At 66.7% G+C, this 18431-nt stretch carries 17 protein-coding genes and 1 tRNA gene; 11 read left to right on the forward strand and 7 right to left on the reverse strand.

From position 1 onward, the window contains the following. Position 1: 1 nt before the first annotated feature. From yidD to rpmH, 3 genes are read right to left on the reverse strand one after another with little or no spacing between them, the layout of a single operon-like run. Positions 2 to 259 (reverse strand): membrane protein insertion efficiency factor YidD, encoded by a 258-nt coding sequence (gene yidD / locus AB0B91_RS52010; RefSeq protein ID WP_250905286.1) that lies wholly within the window; start codon positions 257 to 259, stop codon positions 2 to 4. 17 nt (positions 260 to 276) lie between these two features. Next, the gene (gene rnpA, locus AB0B91_RS52015) at positions 277 to 642 is read right to left on the reverse strand and encodes a ribonuclease P protein component (protein WP_358338121.1); all 366 of its coding nucleotides are present in this window, start codon (positions 640 to 642) and stop codon (positions 277 to 279) included. 59 nt (positions 643 to 701) lie between these two features. Beyond that, entirely contained in the window at positions 702 to 839 is a 138-nt protein-coding gene (gene rpmH / locus AB0B91_RS52020; RefSeq protein WP_093172456.1) for a 50S ribosomal protein L34, read from the reverse strand. A gap of 584 nt (positions 840 to 1423) precedes the next feature. Between rpmH and dnaA the strand changes: the two genes are divergently transcribed. The 9 genes from dnaA to AB0B91_RS52065 all read left to right on the forward strand — a co-directional run bounded on the left by dnaA (position 1424) and on the right by AB0B91_RS52065 (position 13182). Then, positions 1424 to 2995 carry a chromosomal replication initiator protein DnaA gene (dnaA, locus tag AB0B91_RS52025; protein ID WP_358338124.1) on the forward strand — a complete coding sequence of 524 codons (1572 nt, stop codon included), beginning with the start codon at positions 1424 to 1426 and terminating at the stop codon, positions 2993 to 2995. 522 nt (positions 2996 to 3517) lie between these two features. Then, the gene (gene dnaN / locus AB0B91_RS52030) at positions 3518 to 4657 is read left to right on the forward strand and encodes a DNA polymerase III subunit beta (protein WP_358338353.1); all 1140 of its coding nucleotides are present in this window, start codon (positions 3518 to 3520) and stop codon (positions 4655 to 4657) included. Positions 4658 to 4705: 48 nt separating this feature from the next. Then, positions 4706 to 5644: a phosphogluconate dehydrogenase (NAD(+)-dependent, decarboxylating) gene (gene gnd / locus AB0B91_RS52035; protein WP_358338126.1), complete on the forward strand. Its 939-nt coding sequence runs from the start codon at positions 4706 to 4708 to the stop codon at positions 5642 to 5644. Positions 5645 to 5715: 71 nt separating this feature from the next. Further along, the gene (gene recF, locus AB0B91_RS52040) at positions 5716 to 6948 is read left to right on the forward strand and encodes a DNA replication/repair protein RecF (protein WP_358338128.1); all 1233 of its coding nucleotides are present in this window, start codon (positions 5716 to 5718) and stop codon (positions 6946 to 6948) included. After that, the gene (locus AB0B91_RS52045) at positions 6938 to 7435 is read left to right on the forward strand and encodes a DciA family protein (protein ID WP_358338131.1); all 498 of its coding nucleotides are present in this window, start codon (positions 6938 to 6940) and stop codon (positions 7433 to 7435) included. Before recF ends, AB0B91_RS52045 begins: the two co-directional genes overlap by 11 nt. Before the next feature lie 321 nt (positions 7436 to 7756). Further along, positions 7757 to 9700, forward strand: coding sequence for a DNA topoisomerase (ATP-hydrolyzing) subunit B (gyrB, locus tag AB0B91_RS52050; RefSeq protein WP_358338134.1), 1944 nt, complete (start codon positions 7757 to 7759; stop codon positions 9698 to 9700). A 34-nt stretch (positions 9701 to 9734) separates the two neighbouring features. Beyond that, complete coding sequence (gyrA, locus tag AB0B91_RS52055; protein ID WP_358338137.1) at positions 9735 to 12242, forward strand: DNA gyrase subunit A; 2508 nt, start codon at positions 9735 to 9737, stop codon at positions 12240 to 12242. A 3-nt stretch (positions 12243 to 12245) separates the two neighbouring features. Continuing rightward, positions 12246 to 12959, forward strand: a complete 714-nt coding sequence (locus tag AB0B91_RS52060; RefSeq protein ID WP_358338140.1) for a DUF3566 domain-containing protein — start codon at positions 12246 to 12248, stop codon at positions 12957 to 12959. 146 nt (positions 12960 to 13105) lie between these two features. Continuing rightward, positions 13106 to 13182 (forward strand) — tRNA-Ile (locus AB0B91_RS52065). Positions 13183 to 13233: 51 nt separating this feature from the next. On the opposite strand, the gene AB0B91_RS52070 is transcribed toward AB0B91_RS52065, so the two are convergent. Further along, on the reverse strand, positions 13234 to 13392 hold the full coding sequence (locus AB0B91_RS52070) for a hypothetical protein (RefSeq protein WP_358338143.1): 159 nt from the start codon (positions 13390 to 13392) through the stop codon (positions 13234 to 13236). Positions 13393 to 13811: 419 nt separating this feature from the next. Here AB0B91_RS52070 and AB0B91_RS52075 point away from each other — a divergent pair, with 419 nt between their 5' ends. Further along, a complete protein-coding gene (locus AB0B91_RS52075; protein ID WP_358338146.1) occupies positions 13812 to 14318 on the forward strand; it encodes a hypothetical protein in 507 nt (168 codons plus the stop codon). A gap of 180 nt (positions 14319 to 14498) precedes the next feature. Here AB0B91_RS52075 and AB0B91_RS52080 read toward each other — a convergent pair whose 3' ends face one another. Further along, positions 14499 to 14654 carry a hypothetical protein gene (locus AB0B91_RS52080; RefSeq protein WP_358338149.1) on the reverse strand — a complete coding sequence of 52 codons (156 nt, stop codon included), beginning with the start codon at positions 14652 to 14654 and terminating at the stop codon, positions 14499 to 14501. 315 nt (positions 14655 to 14969) lie between these two features. Continuing rightward, positions 14970 to 16208, reverse strand: coding sequence for a multidrug effflux MFS transporter (locus tag AB0B91_RS52085; RefSeq protein ID WP_358338152.1), 1239 nt, complete (start codon positions 16206 to 16208; stop codon positions 14970 to 14972). A gap of 315 nt (positions 16209 to 16523) precedes the next feature. On the opposite strand from AB0B91_RS52085, the gene AB0B91_RS52090 reads away from it, so the two are divergent. Next, on the forward strand, positions 16524 to 17570 hold the full coding sequence (locus tag AB0B91_RS52090; protein ID WP_358338155.1) for a ketoacyl-ACP synthase III family protein: 1047 nt from the start codon (positions 16524 to 16526) through the stop codon (positions 17568 to 17570). Between the two features lie 177 nt (positions 17571 to 17747). Here the strand turns inward: AB0B91_RS52090 and AB0B91_RS52095 are convergent, their stop codons facing one another. Then, entirely contained in the window at positions 17748 to 18362 is a 615-nt protein-coding gene (locus AB0B91_RS52095; protein WP_358338158.1) for a hypothetical protein, read from the reverse strand. Between the last annotated feature and the right edge of the window lie 69 nt (positions 18363 to 18431).

The raw sequence follows: 18431 nt of genomic DNA on the forward strand, positions 1-18431 counted from the left end.
GCTATCTCCCTTGCGTTTCGTGGGACCGAACCGGGCGTGGGGGCACCGGGTCTATACCTCCGGGATGGAATGGGTGGCACCGCCCGATGCGCCGGACAGTCAGCCATGTGCCGCGCAATGCACCATGTACGGCTATCGCTTCGAGCCCGTAAGCACTGCACGACGGATAGAAACGACAGCGCGGACCGAGCATCGGACCGATGAAGGCCCGGTAGAACCGGATCGGGATGATCAACGCCCGAGCGGCGAGGCTCGGCATCCCTTGCGGCTGCTCGGTCATCTGTGTCCATCCATCGCGGACTCTCGCCGCCTGAGCAAACGATCCAACGCGAGATCGAGCTCGGCGGCTAGGTGCTCGTATCGCGCTGACGCGGCCGGTGGATTGGCGCGTACCACCAGCAGGCTACCTCGCGGGAGCCGGTCGAGACGGTCCCGCATCAGGTGTCGGAGCCGTCGCTTGACCTTGTTCCTGACGGTGGCGCCGCCGACGGCTCGGCTCACCACGAAACCAACCAGAGGCGTCGAATCCCCAGAAATGCCGAGATGCACTACAAGAGTAGGACGGCCCGCGCGCTTGCCACGCTTGACGGCCGCCTCGAACTCCTCCCCGCGTCGCATGCGGGAATGACGGGAAAGCACCATATACGCCTATCGCCCGCCGGCGGACTTCACCGGCGGGCGGACTATCGGACGCGAGTCGATCAGGCCGACAGCGTTTCGCGGCCCTTACGGCGGCGAGCGGCCAGGATGGCGCGACCGGCCCGGGTGCGCATCCGCAGCCGGAAGCCGTGGGTCTTCGCGCGGCGACGGTTGTTCGGCTGGAAAGTACGCTTGCTCACGGGTGGGCTCCAGGCTTGAAGGTGCGCCGCAAGGGCGCTGATACACACATGGCTGGCTTGCCAAGAGAGCGAGGGCACGCGAAATAGCCGTCGCGTGACAAGCCGACCATGGCACGTTACGGGGCAAGCAGGCCTCAGGTCAAACTGGCGACCGGCCCCAACGAGTTATCCACTTATCCACATGCGGGTTTTCCACCGCCACGGCCACGTCCACAGTATGTGGGTCCAGGTACCACTAGGCTGTGGACAACGCTTGAACACAGCTGTGCACAGGGCTAGTGTCGGCCCTTCCAGAGCCGCTCAAGGCCTGTGCACAACCTGTGGATCTCCTGTGGATGATCTGGGTGTCCAGCTCGGGCACCAGGCTGTGGACGAAGGCGCCGGCGGCCCCGCGGGGCGGGAGCTCCATGTGGATAACCGACTGCGGTGGACAACCGGCGACGGCGCACCGACAACCAAGACGTACGTGCGCGAATCAACCAGCAGCTCGATCAGCAACAGACCGCGGCGGACCGATGGCCGGAGCGGACAAGCGGTAGACGATCGATCGCGGGGGGCCGCGAGAGGAAGGAGGGGTACCGCACATGAACAGTGTCGACCTTGGCACGGTATGGGCGAGGGCCCTGAGCAACTTCCTCAACGAGAACGTCCCCATACAGCAGCGCACCTGGCTGTCCATGGTGCGCCCGATCGCCCTGGCCAACGACACGATCGTGCTGGGCGTCCCCAACGACTTCCTGAAGGACCTCATCGAGGGCAAGCTGCGCGATCTCGTGGCCCACGCGCTCTCCCAGGAGCTCGGCCGGGCCATGCGCCTGGCCGTGATGATCGACACGACGGCCCCAGAGCAGCCGATGCCGGACCTTCATCCACAGCCTGTGGCTCAAAATTATCCCCAGGGCCCGGACCACCAGCCACGTTATGCACAGCCCCCATCGGTGCAGCACTACCAGGCTTCCGAGCCTCCGCAGTTCTATTCTCCACAGCCGGACGCGGCCCAGATATCCACCGAATATCCACAGCCCACGTTCTCTTTTGAACAGGCACAGTCCCCTGTGGAGAAACTGCCGGAGCCGACGCAGAACCGCTGGGAAGCGAAGAGCAACAAGCCCAGCGAACCCGCCCGGCTCAACCAGAAGTACACCTTCGAGACATTCGTCATCGGGGCCAGCAACCGATTCGCCCACGCGGCCGCGGTGGCCGTGGCCGAATCCCCCGCAAAGGCGTACAACCCACTCTTCATTTACGGTGACTCCGGGCTGGGGAAGACCCACCTCCTGCACGCGATCGGGCATTACGCCCAGAGCCTGTACGACGGCGCGCGGGTGAGGTACGTGAGCTCGGAGGAGTTCACCAACGACTTCATCAACAGCATCCGCGACCACAAGGCCGACGGCTTCCGCGGCCGCTACCGGGCGATCGACATCCTGCTCGTGGACGACATCCAGTTCCTGGAGGGCAAGGAGCAGACGCAGGAGGAGTTCTTCCACACGTTCAACACCCTGCACAACGCCAACAAGCAGATCGTGATCTCCAGCGACCGGGCGCCGAAGCAGCTGATCACGCTGGAGGACCGGCTGCGCAACCGGTTCGAGTGGGGCCTGATCACCGACGTCCAGCCCCCTGAGCTGGAGACTCGCATCGCGATCCTCAGGAAGAAGGCCATCCAGGAGGGCCTGGCCGCGCCGCCCGAGGTCCTGGAGTACATCGCCAGCCGCATCTCCACCAACATCCGCGAGCTGGAGGGCGCCCTGATCAGGGTGACCGCGTTCGCCAGCCTCAACAGGCAGGGTGTGGACCTCCAGCTGGCCGAGGTGGTGCTGAAGGACCTGATCACCTCGGACGGGGCGGGTGAGATCACGATCGCCACGATCATGGCCAAGACCGCTGAATACTTCGGCATCAGCATCGACGACCTGTGCGGCAGCTCGCGCAGCAGGGCGCTCGTCAACGCCCGGCAGATCGCCATGTACCTCGTTCGGGAGCTGACGGAGCTGTCCCTGCCGAAGATCGGGCAGCAGTTCGGTGGCCGCGATCACACGACCGTCATGCACGCCGAGCGCAAGATCCGTTCGCTCATCGCGGAGCGCAGGTCGATGTACAACCAGGTCAACGAGCTAACAATGCGCATCAAACAGACGTCGCGCGGAGCCTGACCGTTATGCACAGCCTGTGGATAACACTGTGGATCAGGGGAAACGCCGGAACGCGGCGGCCGTACGTCCTATCTTCGCCAGAAAAATCCCGCGCAGAGCCTGGGGATAAATCTGGGGACATCCTGAGGACAACTTGGGGACAACCTGTTGATGACTTGTGGACGGCCTGTGCACAGTCTCTGGAGGGTCCTCAGCGAGGCCGTTTACCCCGTGGACAACCTGTGGAAACCTCGTGGATAACCGGTGGATGAACGCACCATGATCTGGGGACGAGCTGTGGGCAACGAACGTTCATCCCCAGGCGGCGAAGTTACCCCCAGGCTCCACCCACATCCTCAGTGGATGACGCCACGCACATTGACCTGGGGAAACACTGGTTGTCCACACTATCCACACCCCCTAGTGTGAAGACCACCTATCTCTCTTACTAAGAAACTCAAGACCCATAGAGGGGTTCTCCCGGAACTCAGGTGCGGGAGAGGCGACACTTGAATCAACGACGAAATCAGGAGGCTGATGACCGTGATGTTCCGAATCGAGCGAGACGTCCTCGCTGAGGCGGTGGCATGGACGGCACGCAGCCTCCCCGCGCGGCCGTCGGTGCCCGTCCTCGCCGGAATGCGCATGGAGGTCACCGAGGACCAGCAGCTGAAGCTGTCGGGCTTCGACTACGAGGTCTCCGCCGAGGTGACGCTCGAACTCCACACGGGTGAGGCCGGCGTCGCCCTGGTCTCCGGCAAGCTGCTCGCCGAGATCACCCGCGCGCTTCCCGCACAGCCTGTGGACTTCGTCGTGGAGGGGGCCAAGGCGGTCGTCACTTGTGGCAGCGCCCGGTTCACCCTGTTGACCATGCCTGTGGAGGACTACCCGTCGCTCCCGGCCATGCCGCCGGCCGCCGGCCGGGTGGGCAGCGACGTCTTCGCCTCCGCCGTCGGCCAGGTCGCCGTCGCCGCCGGCCGGGACGACACGCTGCCCATGCTCACCGGCGTACGGATGGAGATCGAGGGCGACACCGTCACCCTCGCCGCGACCGACCGCTACCGCCTGGCCGTACGCGAGCTGAAATGGCAGCCGGACCAGCCCGACTTCGCGGCGATCGCGATGATCCCCGGCAAGACGCTCGCCGACTCGGCCAAGGCGCTCGGCGCGACCGGCGCCGAGGTGGAGATCGCGCTCAGCGCGGCGGGCGGCACCGGAGAGGGCATGATCGGCTTCTCCAGCGCCGGACGGCGGACCACCACGCGGCTGCTCGACCCGGAGTTCCCCAAGTACCGTTCGCTGCTGCCGACGGAGTTCTCGGCGCGCGCCGACTTGTCCACAGCCTCGTTCGTCGAGGCGGTCAAGCGCGTGGCGCTGGTCGCCGAACGCAACACGCCGGTACGCCTGGCGTTCAAGAGCGGCGAGGTCGTGCTGGAGGCGGGCAGCGGCGACGAGGCGCAGGCCGTCGAGGCGCTGCCCGTGGACTACGAGGGCGAGGAGATGAACATCGCCTTCAACCACCAGTTCCTGCTGGAGGGCCTGGGCGCGATCGACTCCGACGTCGCCCGGCTGCAGATGACCACGTCCACCAAACCGGCCATCCTCACCGGCGGCAAGCCTGTGGATGACGGCGGGGTCCCGGACTACCGTTACCTGATCATGCCGATCCGCCTGTCGAGCTGAGAATCCCATCGGGGATTATGGAGCTCTGACTAGGGGAGTTGGTACATCATGCAGATCGGGATGGTCGGACTTGGCAGGATGGGCGGCAACATGGCCGAAAGGCTGCGCCGCGGGGGTCACGAGGTCGTCGGCTACGACCACCATCGGGAGGCCAGCGACGTCGGCAGCCTGAAAGAGCTGGTCGACAGGCTGGAGGCGCCGCGCGCGGTCTGGGTCATGGTCCCGGCCGGCGCGCCCACCCAGCAGACGGTCGACGAGCTCGGCAAGCTCCTCTCCGAGGGTGACGTCGTCATCGACGGCGGTAATTCCCACTATGTGGATGACCAGAAACACGCCGCCGAGCTGGCCGAGAAGGGCATCCGCTTCGTCGACTGCGGCGTGAGCGGTGGCGTCTGGGGCCTGCAGAACGGCTACGCGCTGATGTGCGGCGGCGACGAGAGCGTCGTCCAGCACATGATGCCGATCTTCGAGACGCTCAAGCCGGAAGGCGAGGACGGCTTCGTCCACGCGGGCGCGGTCGGCGCGGGCCACTTCGCCAAGATGGTCCACAACGGCATCGAGTACGGCATGATGCAGTCCTTCGCCGAGGGCTGGGAGCTCCTGGAAGCCTCCGACATCGTCACGGACGTCAAGGGCTGCTTCAGCAGCTGGCGCACCGGCACCGTGATCCGCTCCTGGCTGCTCGACCTGCTGGTTCGGGCGCTCGACAGCGACGAGCACCTCGAGGAGCTGCGCGGTTACGCACAGGACTCCGGCGAGGGCCGGTGGACCGTCCAGGCGGCGGTGGACCACGCCGTGCCGCTGCCGGTGATCACCGCCGCGCTGTACGCCAGGTTCGCCTCGCGCCAGGAGGACCCGCCCGCGATGAAGGTCGTCGCCGCGCTGCGCAACCAGTTCGGCGGCCACGCGATCGCCTCGGCGGAGGGCTCGGTGGGCATGGGCGCCGACTCCCCCGGCGCCGATGTGACACCGCCCAAGGTCCGGTGATCCCCCACCGGTTTTCCACAGGCGCAAGCCGGTGACCCCAGCGGCGGGCGCGGCGCACTAACCTTCTTGGGGTGCACGTCGCCCACCTGTCGCTGACCGACTTCCGGTCCTACGCATCCGTGGAGCTCGGCCTGGAGCCGGGCGTCACGGCGTTCGTCGGGCCCAACGGCCAGGGCAAGACCAACCTGGTCGAAGCCCTCGGCTACGTCGCGACGCACTCCAGCCACCGGGTGGCCTCCGACGCGCCTCTCGTACGGCAGGGCGCGAGCAGGGCGATCGTGCGCTGCGCCATCCAGCGGGACGACCGCCGGGCGCTGGTCGAGCTGGAGATCAATCCGGGGAAGGCCAACCGCGCGCGGCTCAACCGCTCCCCCGTGTCCAGGCCGCGTGACGTCATCGGCCTGCTGCGCACGGTGCTGTTCGCCCCCGAGGACCTGTCGATGGTCAAGGGCGACCCCTCTGAGCGGCGGCGCTTCCTCGACGAGCTGCTGGTGAGCCGCACTCCGCGGTTCGCCGGCGTACGCGCCGACTACGACCGCGTGCTGAAGCAGCGAGGGGCGCTGCTCCGTGCGGCCTCGCAGGCCCGCAGAGGGGCCAGGAGCGCCCGAAGGGCCGAGAGTGACACCGGATTCTCGGCGGCGGGCGCCGGAGACGTCCTGAGCACTCTGGAGGTCTGGGACGCACATCTGGCGCGGCACGGGGCGGAGCTCCTTCAGGCGCGGTTCGATCTCATCGACGCGCTGCGCCCGCTGGTCGCCGGAGCCTATGCAGCGCTCGCCCCCACGAGCGCCCCCGCGACCCTGGCCTATCGCAGCACTTTGTCCACAGGCAGCGACGCGGCTGAGGACGAAATCCCCGGTGAGACGGGATCTTCCGATACACAGACGTTATCCACAGACTTGGGGAAAACCCTTGAACAACGGCTCCGCGAGCGGCTATTGGAGGTCCGCGCGGCAGAGCTGGAGCGGGGTGTCACGCTCGTCGGCCCGCACCGCGACGACCTGATCCTCGGCCTCGGCGAGCTGCCCGCGCGCGGCTACGCCAGCCACGGGGAGTCGTGGTCGTTCGCCCTGGCGCTGCGCCTTGCCGCCTACGACCTGCTCCGCGCCGACGGCGGCGACCCGGTGCTGATACTCGACGACGTCTTCGCCGAGCTCGACAGCCAGCGCAGACGCCGTCTGTCCGAGATCGTCGCCCCCGCCGAGCAGGTGCTCATCACCGCGGCGGTGGCCGACGACGTGCCCGCCGAGCTGATCGGGTCCAGGTTCGACGTCGCCGAGGGGAGCGTGACGCGTGTCCGTTGAAGACAACCCCACCACCAGGGGCGCCGCGATGGCCAGGGAGAAGCTCGCCCAGGCCAAGGCCGACGCCGCCAAGCGCGGCCAACTCCCCCGCCGCGAGCCCAGGCGCAAGGCGGGCCCGCGCAGGGACGCCGGCGATCCACAGCTTTTCGGACGCGCGATCATGGACCTGCTCGCCGAGCGGGGCTGGGAGCGGTCGGCGGCCGTCGGCGGGGTGTTCGGCCGGTGGCCCGACATCGTCGGTCCCGATCTGGCCGCGCACACCAAACCGGACTCGTTCGAGGACGGAGAGGTGCTGATCATCGCCGACTCCACCGCGTGGGCGACCCAGGTGCGCCTGCTCGCGCGCACTCTCGTACGCCGGCTCAACGAGGAGCTCGGGCACGGGACGGTCACGAAGGTCAAGGTCAGAGGCCCGCAGAACGCACCGCGCACGTCCGGTGGCCTCAGAGTGACCGGCAGCAAGGGTCCCGGCGACACGTACGGCTGAGCCATATCGGCGAGAAAACCCATCAGAGAGCCGCAGACGCGATGACCCCCATTCCTGTGGGGGGATGCTTGAAGCGGGGGAAATCGAGCGACAGGCCGTTACAGGCGCGTTCAATGCCACCTTGGGCCCTCAGAGCCGGTAGAATGAAACTGGATTCCGGACACGTCCGTTTGCGTGTCACCCCCGGCACGTATACGGCGCCGATTCCCCCGGGTGACCATCGCAACGGGGCACTCACGACGGTGACGGGCACGGCAGGGGCAGCTAGCTTGGCAAGTGTCGCCTCCCCAGCCGCGTGTCCGCGGCAGGAGGATTTGGCACTTGTCCTACGACGCTAGCTCAATCACCGTACTCGAAGGGCTTGAGGCGGTTCGCAAGCGCCCGGGTATGTATATCGGCTCGACCGGTGAGCGCGGTCTGCACCACCTGGTCTACGAGATCGTCGACAACGCGGTGGACGAGGCCCTCGCGGGCCACGCCGACCTCATCGACGTCACACTGCTCGCCGACAACGGCGTGCGGGTCATCGACAACGGCCGTGGCATCCCGACCGGTATCCACCCGGTCGAGAAGCGTTCCGCCGTCGAGGTCGTACTGACGACCCTGCACGCCGGCGGCAAGTTCGACAGCAAGTCGTACGCCGTCTCCGGCGGCCTGCACGGTGTCGGCTCGGCCGTCGTCAACGCGCTGTCCACCGCCTTGGAGGTGGAGGTCAAGCAGAACGGCCACATCTGGCGGCAGCGCTACGAGCACTCCAAGCCGACCGCGCCCCTGGCGATGGACGGGGAGACCACCGAGACCGGCACCACGATCACGTTCTGGGCCGACGAGGACATCTTCGAGACCACCACCTGGAACTTCGAGACGCTCTCGCGTCGCTTCCAGGAGATGGCCTTCCTCAACAAGGGCCTCACGATCGTCCTGCGCGACGAGCGTCCCGACCACGTCAACGGCGAGTCCGTGAAGGTCGAATACTGCTACCAGGGCGGTCTGTCCGACTTCGTGACGCACCTCAACTCCAAGAAGGAGGCCGCGCACGCGTCGGTCATCGACTTCGAGGAGCATGGCGAGGGCGTCTCCGTCGAAATCGCCATGCAGTGGAACAACTCCTACAGCGAGTCCGTCTACACCTTCGCCAACACCATCAACACGGCGGAGGGCGGCACCCACGAAGAGGGCTTCCGCGCCGCGCTGACGTCGATCGTCAACCGATACGCGCGCGAGCAGAAGTTCCTCAAGGAGGGCAAGGACGACAACCTCTCCGGTGAGGACGTCCGCGAGGGCCTGACCGCGATCGTCTCGATCAAGCTGGCCGACCCGCAGTTCGAGGGGCAGACCAAGACGAAGCTCGGCAACACCGAGGCCAAGTCGTTCGTCCAGAAGGCCTGCAACGACCACCTGCGCGCCTGGTTCGAGCGCAACCCCGGCGAGGCCAAGGACATCATCAACAAGTCGCTGCAGGCCGCCAGGGCCCGCATCGCGGCTCGCCAGGCGCGCGACCTGACGCGGCGCAAGTCGCTGCTGGAGTCGGGCAGCGGCCTGCCGGGCAAGCTGGCCGACTGCCAGTGGAACGACCCGGACAAGTGCGAGCTGTTCATCGTCGAGGGCAACTCGGCCGGCGGCTCGGCCAAGGGCGGCCGCGACTCCCGGTTCCAGGCCATCCTGCCGATCCGCGGCAAGATCCTCAACGTCGAGAAGGCCCGGGTCGACAAGGTCCTGCAGAACACCGAGGTCCTGTCGTTGATCACGGCCATGGGCACCGGCGTGCACGACGAGTTCGACATCAGCAAGCTGCGCTACAACAAGCTGATCCTGATGGCCGACGCCGACGTCGACGGCCAGCACATCACCACGCTGCTGCTGACCCTGCTGTTCAGGTTCATGCGCCCGCTGATCGAGGGCGGTCACGTCTACCTGTCGCAGCCGCCCCTGTACAAGATCAAGTGGGACCGCAAGGGCGACGACGCTTCCTACGCCTACTCCGACCGCGAGCGCGACGCGATCATCGAGGACGGCATCAGCCGCGGCAAGCGCGACCCCCGCGCCCACGACGGCGTCCAGCGGTTCAAGGGTCTCGGCGAGATGAACGCCAACCAGCTGTGGGAAACCACCATGAACCCTGACAGTCGCATCCTCCTGCAGGCCACGCTCGACGACGCCGCCCAGGCCGACGAGATGTTCAGCGTGCTCATGGGTGAGGACGTCGAGGCGCGCAGGGCCTTCATCATCCGCAACGCGCGAGATGTCCGTTTCCTAGACGTGTAGCGCTCGGCCGTACAGTAGAAAAGGATCTTTACACGTGACGGAAGTGAACACTCCGCCTCCACCGTCTTCGGACCGCATCGAACCGGTCGACATCCAGACCGAGATGCAGCGCAGCTACATGGACTACGCGATGTCGGTCATCGTCTCGCGTGCCCTGCCGGACGTGCGTGACGGTCTCAAGCCGGTGCACCGCCGCGTGCTCTACGCGATGTACGACGGCGGCTACCGCCCCGACCGCGGTTACTTCAAGTGCTCGCGCGTCGTCGGTGACGTCATGGGTTCCTACCACCCCCACGGCGACACCTCGATCTATGACGCCCTCGTCCGGCTGGCGCAGCCTTGGTCGCTGCGCCACCCGCTGGTCGACGGGCAGGGCAACTTCGGCTCTCCGGGCAACGACGCGCCCGCGGCGATGCGCTACACCGAGTGCAAGCTCGCGCCCATCGCCATGGAGATGCTGCGCGACATCGACAAGGACACCGTCGACTTCCAGCCCAACTACGACGGCCGCTCGCAGGAGCCCGTCGTACTCCCGGCGCGTTTCCCCAACCTGCTGGTCAACGGCTCGGGTGGCATCGCGGTCGGCATGGCGACCAACATCCCGCCGCACAACCTGCGCGAGGTGGCCGAGGCCGTCAAGTGGTCGCTGGAAAACCCCGAGGCCACCGACGAGGAGCTGCTCGAGGCGGCCATCGCCCGGGTGAAGGGCCCCGACTTCCCGACCAAGGCCCTGATCGTCGGCCGCCGGGGCATCGAGGACGCCTACCGCACCGGCCGCGGCTCGATCACCATGCGAGCCGTCGTCGAGGTCGAGGAGGACAACAAGGGCCGCCAAGCCCTCGTCATCACCGAACTCCCCTACCAGGTCAACCCGGACAACCTCTCCTACAAGATCGCTGAGCTGGTCAAGCAGGGCAAGGTCACCGGCATCGCCGACGTACGCGAGGAGTCGTCGTCGCGGGTCGGCCAGCGGCTGGTCATCGTGCTCAAGCGCGACGCCGTCGCCAAGGTCGTCCTGAACAACCTGTACAAGCACACCCAGCTCCAGGACACCTTCGGCGCCAACATGCTGGCCCTGGTCGACGGGGTGCCGCGTACGCTGCGGCTCGACCAGTTCATCACGTACTACGTGGCGCACCAGATCGAGGTCATCGTCCGCCGGACGCGTTACCTCCTGCGCAAGGCCGAGGAGCGGGCCCACATCCTGCGCGCGCTGCTCAAGGCGCTCGACCGGATGGACGAGGTCATCGCGCTGATCAGGCGCTCGCCGTCGGCCGCGGAGGCCCAGGGCGGCCTGATGACGCTGCTGGACATCGACGAGATCCAGGCCCAGGCCATCCTCGACATGCAGCTGCGCAAGCTCGCCGCACTGGAGCGCCAGGCGATCCAGGACGAGTACGAATCGCTGATGACGGCGATCGCCGACTACCAGGACATCCTGAGCTCGGAGCCGCGGCAGCGGCAGATCGTCGGTGACGAGCTGGCCGAGATCGTCGCCCGCTTCGGCAACGACCGGCAGACCGAGATCGTCGCGTACGACGGCGACATGTCGATCGAAGACCTCATCGCCGAGGAAGAGATCGTCGTCACCATCACCCGCGGTGGCTACGCCAAGCGCACCCGTACCGACCTTTACCGGGCGCAGAAGCGCGGCGGCAAGGGCGTCAGGGGCGCGCAACTGCGCCAGGACGACATCGTCGACCACTTCTTCGTCACGACGACCCACCATTGGTTGCTGTTCTTCACGAACAAAGGCCGCGTTTACCGCGTCAAAGCGTACGAACTGCCCGACGCCGCGCGTGACGCGCGGGGCATGCACCTGGCGAACCTGCTGGCAATGCAGCCCGACGAGACCGTTATGGAGGTCCTCGACCTGCGTGACTACGACGTCGCCCCCTACCTCGTCCTGGCCACCCGCAGCGGCCTGGTGAAGAAGACCCGCCTGTCCGAGTACGACTCCCCCAGGTCCGGCGGTCTGATCGCGATCAACATCCGCGACGACGACGAGGTCATCGGGGCCCGCCTGGTCTCCGAGGAGGACGATCTCCTGCTCGTCTCCAAGGGCGCGCAGTCCGTCCGGTTCACCGCCTCCGACGAGGCGCTGCGCCCGATGGGCCGGGCGACGAGCGGCGTTATCGGCATGAGGTTCCTGGAGGGTGACGAACTTCTCGCCATGAATAGAATTGCCGATGGTCAACATGTGCTTATCGCGACCAAGGCTGGGTACGCAAAGCGGACACCCGTCGAGCAGTATCCAGTTCAAGGACGTGGCGGTAGGGGCGTGCTGACTGCGAAAATCGTCAGTTCCCGTGGCAAGCTGGTCGGAGCAGTCATGGTCAACCCAGAGGATGAGGTCTTCGCGATCACGTCCGCCGGCGGGGTGATCCGGACGAGTGCCGGCGAGATCAAGCAGTCCGGCCGCCAGACCATGGGAGTGCGTTTGATGAATCTCGCTGAAGGCGACAGCGTGGTGGCCCTCGCCCGGAACGCCGAGTCGATGGAGACTTCGGTGGAGAGTGAGGAAGACGGGGGAGGAGAGTAGGTCATGAGCGCCCAGGGTGGCTCCGCCAGGACCAAGGCGGCCCGGGACAACGGCCAGCAGCCGAAGAAGCCCAACGAAACCGAGATCCTCGACGCGGTCGACGAGAAGGCCACGCCTCCGCAAGGAGTCACGCCTCCACCGGGACCCGCGCCTTCACAGGGGCCTTCGCAAGGTGCTGCGCCTTCACAGGGCGCGGCGCCGATCACGGGTCCGCCAGGGGGGGAGCCGCAGTCGGAGGGCAACGAGACGGTCCGACTCCGTCCGTCGCTCACCTCCGAGGCCCCTCCGCTTGTCGAGATGCCTAAGAAGAAGTCCTCCAACTCCGCGGGGGCCCGTCTTCCCCGTAAGGCCCATTTGGTCCTGCGTCGCGTCGAGCCGTGGTCGGCCATGAAGTTCAGCTTCGTGGTCTCCCTCGTCTGTTTCGTGGTGCTTTTCGTGGCAGTGGCCGTGTTGTACGGCGTGCTGTCCGGCTTGGGGGTGTTTGACTCCCTTGTGGACTTGGTCAACCAGCTCGGCAAGGGGGAGCAGGGGCAGAACTCGATCCCGATCGACATCGCCTCCTGGTTCGAGCCGGTCCGCATCCTCGGTTACACCGCCCTCATCGGCGCGGTGAACGTGGTGCTCATCACGGCGCTGTCCACGCTGGGGGCGGTCATCTACAACGTCGCCTCCGATCTGGTGGGCGGCGTCGAGGTGACGTTCAGCGAGGCCGAGTAGCTTTCCGGGTTATGGCTTTTGAGCTCGCGCCGCCGCCGATCTTTCGGCGGGCGGCGCGAGCAACGCGGGAGAGGCGGTAAGCTTTTCCTCGTCCGAACAACCGGTTCGCCTTCCCTCGTGGGGATGCGATACCGTTCGTTGTGCGCGGGGCTATAGCTCAGACGGTTAGAGCGCTTCCCTGATAAGGAAGAGGTCCCAGGTTCAAGTCCTGGTAGCCCCACCAGCAGAAAGCCCCGAAGCGATCAAGTTTCGGGGCTTCTTTGGTGCAACGGCCCTACTTGAACAGGTCGTTGACCGAGATGCCGTCATGGCCGAGGATCTCCTCGCGCATCGCTCGCTTGAGTGCCGCGCTGAGGACGTTCTGCATGACGTGCACCGTCCCGATCGCGAGCGTGCCGATCAGGAAGGTCTGTACGTCGGCGACACCTTCCAAGCCCGGTTGGCGACCGGGACGCCCTGTCGTGACTTGGACTTCAGCCCATCGATTTCGTCGAGAGGGTCTTGGTCGTCACGCGGGCCTCGTCTCCGGCTGGGACGGGCTTCCAGGCGTAGCGGTGCGGGTCTGGTGGCTGGTCGCTGATGTCCGGTTTGGCGCCCTTGGGCTGGACCCCCTAGCGCAGTCAGTTGGGCACACGGGCCGGGCGCTGCTACGCGGGCTCGCCGGACGGTTACCGCCGTTCGGGCCCGCCGCTGGATACGTCCCACCTCACACCTTTGCGCCGCACACCGCCCGGGTGGCCGCGCCGTTACAAGTCAGACGGCCGGTGTCGGACCCGCAAGCTAGCCGGTTCATCACCGAGCCAGGGCAATGGCCGGTGGAGGCAGGCACGCACCATCTGCACAATGGTCGCCATGGACGAGAACATAGCGGACGAAGCGTGGTGGAGGCGGCAAGCTGCCGCACAAGGGGAATGGTGGAAGAAACGGGCTGCAGCACATCAGGAGGAGACCCTCCGGCAGAACAACCTGATGTACGCCGGCTTGATCGGTATCGGAGTCGTCTTGGTGCAGCCGTTCCTGACCCCGGGAGCCGCTTCTCTTGATCTGTCCGCCCAGATCTGCGTGGTCGCCTTCTCCTTGGCCATCCCGCTCTTGTCCGCTCTTATCATGTTGAACCGGCATGAGACCTATCGTCGGCGCGTGACGAGTTCCGTTCTCGTGCTGGTGGCGCAGCAGGCTGCGCTCGGGCTCGGGTACGTCGGGGTGGTCGCCGGTTTCTGGCACATCATGACGATCGCCGGGATCGCGATCCTGGTTGGCACGATCTTGGGTGTGGCCGTTCATTCCGTGGGTTATGTGCGGGTGGAGGAAGACGACGCCCAAGCCACACCAGGTGCGGAGCAACCGCCCCAACTGTAAATCCGCTGACGTGCACGGCCGGACTGAGATCGTCCGCCGAATCACGACGCGGTCGAGTGCATCACCCCAGTCGCCGGCCCGGCATCCCGGCCCTGCGCCTGCCGGCGCGTGCCGGGCGTGCGGACTGGGGGGCGGTCCCGACGCGCGCGGGACTCCGGGCTGTCGCCGCACGCACGTCAGTCAGTTACGCCGGGCGCCGACAAGGTCGGCCAAAATTTCGATGTACGTGTATTCGTCGTCCGACGTATCCGCGTTGAACAGCGCGATGATGAGGCCCTGCTCAACCAGGGCACAGCCAACGCCGTCACTCTCTCTTTCGTCCAGGCCTCTGACCACGAACTGTGGGACTGTATATGTCAACAGGTTCTCGTTGTACGACAACTCGTACGCGACGCCTTCAAGGTAGAGATAGTTGTCGTTCCACAGGAGGGTAGCGTCATTGACCGTGCTAACGATCGCTTTAAACTCCTCGGGCTGGACACTGAAATCATTGGGACTAACGGCCTCCGTCTAGTCCGTAGACAGCTATCTTGGTGTACCCGGCGAACTGCACCGCCTGTTCCAGCGCGGTTTGCAAGTCGCTTTTCGACACGTTCAACCCCTCCCGTGCGAAGATCCTCTTTGCCATCGTCGATCAACATGAGCTTCTGATCAAGGGGTGCTCGCTCGTGGTCCGGGAGTCCGCCCCCGAGCCCCGCGTACCACGAAGAGGGACACTGCGGCGAGGCCGAAGGCGGTCAGCATGATGACGGCCATGGAGATCGTGCCGTCGCCGAGGAGACCTGACAGGGGAGAGGCGGCCGCGCCGAGGATGAACTGGCTGCCGCCGAGCAGGCCGGAGGCCGCTCCGGGAGCGTCGTGGCCGAGTGACTGGACGACGGTCGTGGTGGCGGGCAGCGCGGTGCCGAGGCCGGCGACGGTGACGAACAGGCAGGCCCACGTGGCGGCGACGGAACCGCCGGTCGTGACCAGCGACGCGACCAGGGCCGCCGTACCGGTGCCGGCCACGGCCAGTCCCGCGACCAACAGGGTGTCCACCCGGACGCGGGCGGACAGGCGGCCGAAGAGGACGCTTGAGGCCAGCATGCCGAGGGCGTTGGTGGCGAAGACGAGGCTGTACCGCACGGCCGAGAGGCCGTAGACGTTCTGGAAGACGAACGTCGAGCCGGCGATGTAGGTGAAGAGCGCGGCCCCGGTGAAGGACGAGGCGAGCACGTACCCCACGAGGGCGCGCCGGCCGGCGAGCATCGTGATGGCCTTGACCACACCGGTCACCCCGCCCGATCGCCTGCGGTCGGCGGGCAGGCTCTCCGGCACCCAGGCGAGGAGCCCCGCGATCAGCAGGACGCCGAAGCCCGCCAGCGCCGTGAAGACCAGGCGCCAGGAGCCGATGTCGAGGATGGCCCCGCCGAGCACCGGCGCGGCCACCGGGGCCATGAACACGATCGCCGACAGGGTCGCGAAGTGGCGACCCGCCTCCGGGGTGCCGTGGAAGCGGTCGGTGAGCACGGCTCGGGCGACCACCATGCCCGCCGCCCCGGCGACCCCCTGCAGCAGCCGCGCCGCGTCGAAGATCTCGATGCCGGGGGAGACGGCGCAGGCCAGGGACAGCACCGTGAACAGCGCGGCGCCGGCCAGCAGGACGCGGCGGCGGCCCACCGCGTCGCTGACCGGGCCCAGGAGGAGTTGTCCTGCGGCGAGCCCGACGAGAAAGGCCGTCAGGGACAGCTGGACCGAGGAGGCCCTGGTGCCGAAGGATCTGGCCAGGCTGGGGAAGCCGGGCACATACATGTCGATGGCCAGCGGAGCGACCGCGGTGAGGGCCGTGAGCACGATGATGAGCCGGCCGGTGCGCTTCTGACCGGTGGCCGGAGCCTGGTTTTGGGACATGGGTGAGCTGCTTTCCGGCCTGCGGCCGCTGGCTCCACTCCGGTACGCCGGTGATCAACGGCGGTGAAGATTATGCATGGTTCGTGCGAAGAATGACACCACTAGTCACGGATAATTCATTCCATTAGCATCGGCCCGACCGCCCACGGACACATCCGTCACGTTCAGGTTGCGAGGGCCTGCCGTACGTATCGCCGGTCTGTGCTTGGCAACCCGACAGCTCTTCCAGCAGGCTCGCTTTTCCCTAGCAGTGGGTTATTCGTTCCACCACGCCCCGCGCCGCGGCATGCCGCGCTGCTTCAGCAAGGAGGACGGTTGCGCACACCCGACATTTACCTGCGCAGTATCGGCGTTCATCTGCCGCCGGTGGTCAGTATCGAGACGGCTGTCGCCGAGGGCCGTTATCCGGCCGATGAGGTGGAGTATTTCCGCCTCGGTGGTGCGGCGGTGGCCGGTGACGTACCGGCTCCGGAGCTCGCGCTCCGTGCGGCCCGGCACGCGTTCGAGCGCTCGGGCGGGATGTCGCCGCGCGAGCTGGATCTCATGCTGTACGCCGACGTCTGGCATCAGGGGCCGGAGGGCTGGCAGCCGCAGTATTACCTGCAGCAGCACCTGGTCGGCGGCGATGCCCTGTCCGTTGAGGTGCGGCAGGGGTGTTGCGGGATGTTCAGCGCGCTGCAGCTCGCCTGCGGCTATCTGCGGCCGGGCGGCACCGCGCTGCTGGTCGGCGCCGACAACCACGGCACTCCGCTGGTCGATCGGTGGCGCATGATCGAGGGCAACGTGGTAGGTGACGCCGGGTGCGCGCTGCTGCTCACCACGGATACGGGCTTCGCGCAGGTGCTGTCGGTCAACGTGGTCGTGCTGCCGGAGGCCGAGTCGGTCAACGACGGCGGCGTGCCGATGTTCCCGCCGGACGCGACCGTGGGGCGGCCGCTGGACTTCGCCGCCCGTCATGGTGCGTTCCGCAAGCGGCTGGTGGCCGGCGACGGTGCCGGCGTCATGCTGGCGATCCAGTCGACGTTGATCGGGCTGGTCGAGCGTACGCTCAAGGAGGCGGGGATCACGCTCGACGAGGTGGCGCGCGTCGCGTTCCCGCACGGGCGCTGGGACAACTTGGAGGAGCGGGCGAGTTGGTTCGGGCTGACCTTGGCCGACACCACCTGGGAGTACGGCGCCGGGATCGGTCACCTCGGGGTCAGTGACCAGTTCGTCGCCCTCGACCACCTGCTGGCCAGCGGGGCGCTGGCTCCCGGTGACTACGTGCTGCTTGTCGGGGTGGGTGCCGGCAAGACCTTGGCCTGCGCCGTGCTGCGGATCCTCGACCTCCCCGGGGAGTATGCCTCCGACGGGCCCGGCTGAGCAGCCGATCGAGTTCGGCCTGCGCGGGAGGCGGACATGTTCGGCGGTCGAAGTACGCCATCCGGGTCATCCTCACCAACCCGCGTTACACGGGCCATCAGGTGTGAGAACGTCACAATCCGCTGTGCCCCCGGCGTGCTGTTCGTATTGCCGGGGGCTTCGGCGCCGGACGTTGTTCTAGGGGACGTCGACCTCGATTGCGAGGGTGTTTGCCCGAACGTTTGCGTCTCCGCTTTGGGAGCCCCAGTAGCCCATCCGCTTTTCTACGGCAACGGTCACCTTGTAGTGCCCGGGGTATGCGTCGAAGTCCGCTGTGGCGTTGACGTTGTTGCCGTGCAGGATCTTGGCGGTGTGCGAGCTGAAGGTGGAAAGACGGGTGGTCTCGTGTTCCCTGTGCAGCTGGAACGTACCCAACACGACGCACGGGTTGCTTCTTGTGCAGTCGGCATACCAGCCCACGCCCCACTTGTACCAGATGTCTGCGCCGAAGTAGGCGTGGACGTACTGGCTGCCGTCGGCGCGCTGCCGCACCTCCACACACATCCGTCCGTTGACCTTCGCCGACTCGTCAGCGGAGTAGACGGCTCGCGTGCCGCTGCGCGGATCGCAGGTGGCGGCCGTCACGCTCTGGTGCGCCGCGGAGACGGATGCCGTGGCCGATGTGGGGGCGGCTGCGGCCGTGATGAACGCCAGGGCTGTCAGGCCCGCGGTGATGCCTCGTCTCCGGTTCGGTTGGCGGCGCACACCGCTTGTGGAGGGGGACTGGCGCTGGGGATCTCGCCATTCAGCCAAGCTACTATTTGTAATCACAATGTTACTATAAGTTACTGAACTGGGTGTGGGCTGGCCGTGGCGCGCCAG

It is taken from the genome of Nonomuraea sp. NPDC049141, from assembly GCF_040648415.1.
Lineage (GTDB): Bacteria > Actinomycetota > Actinomycetes > Streptosporangiales > Streptosporangiaceae > Nonomuraea.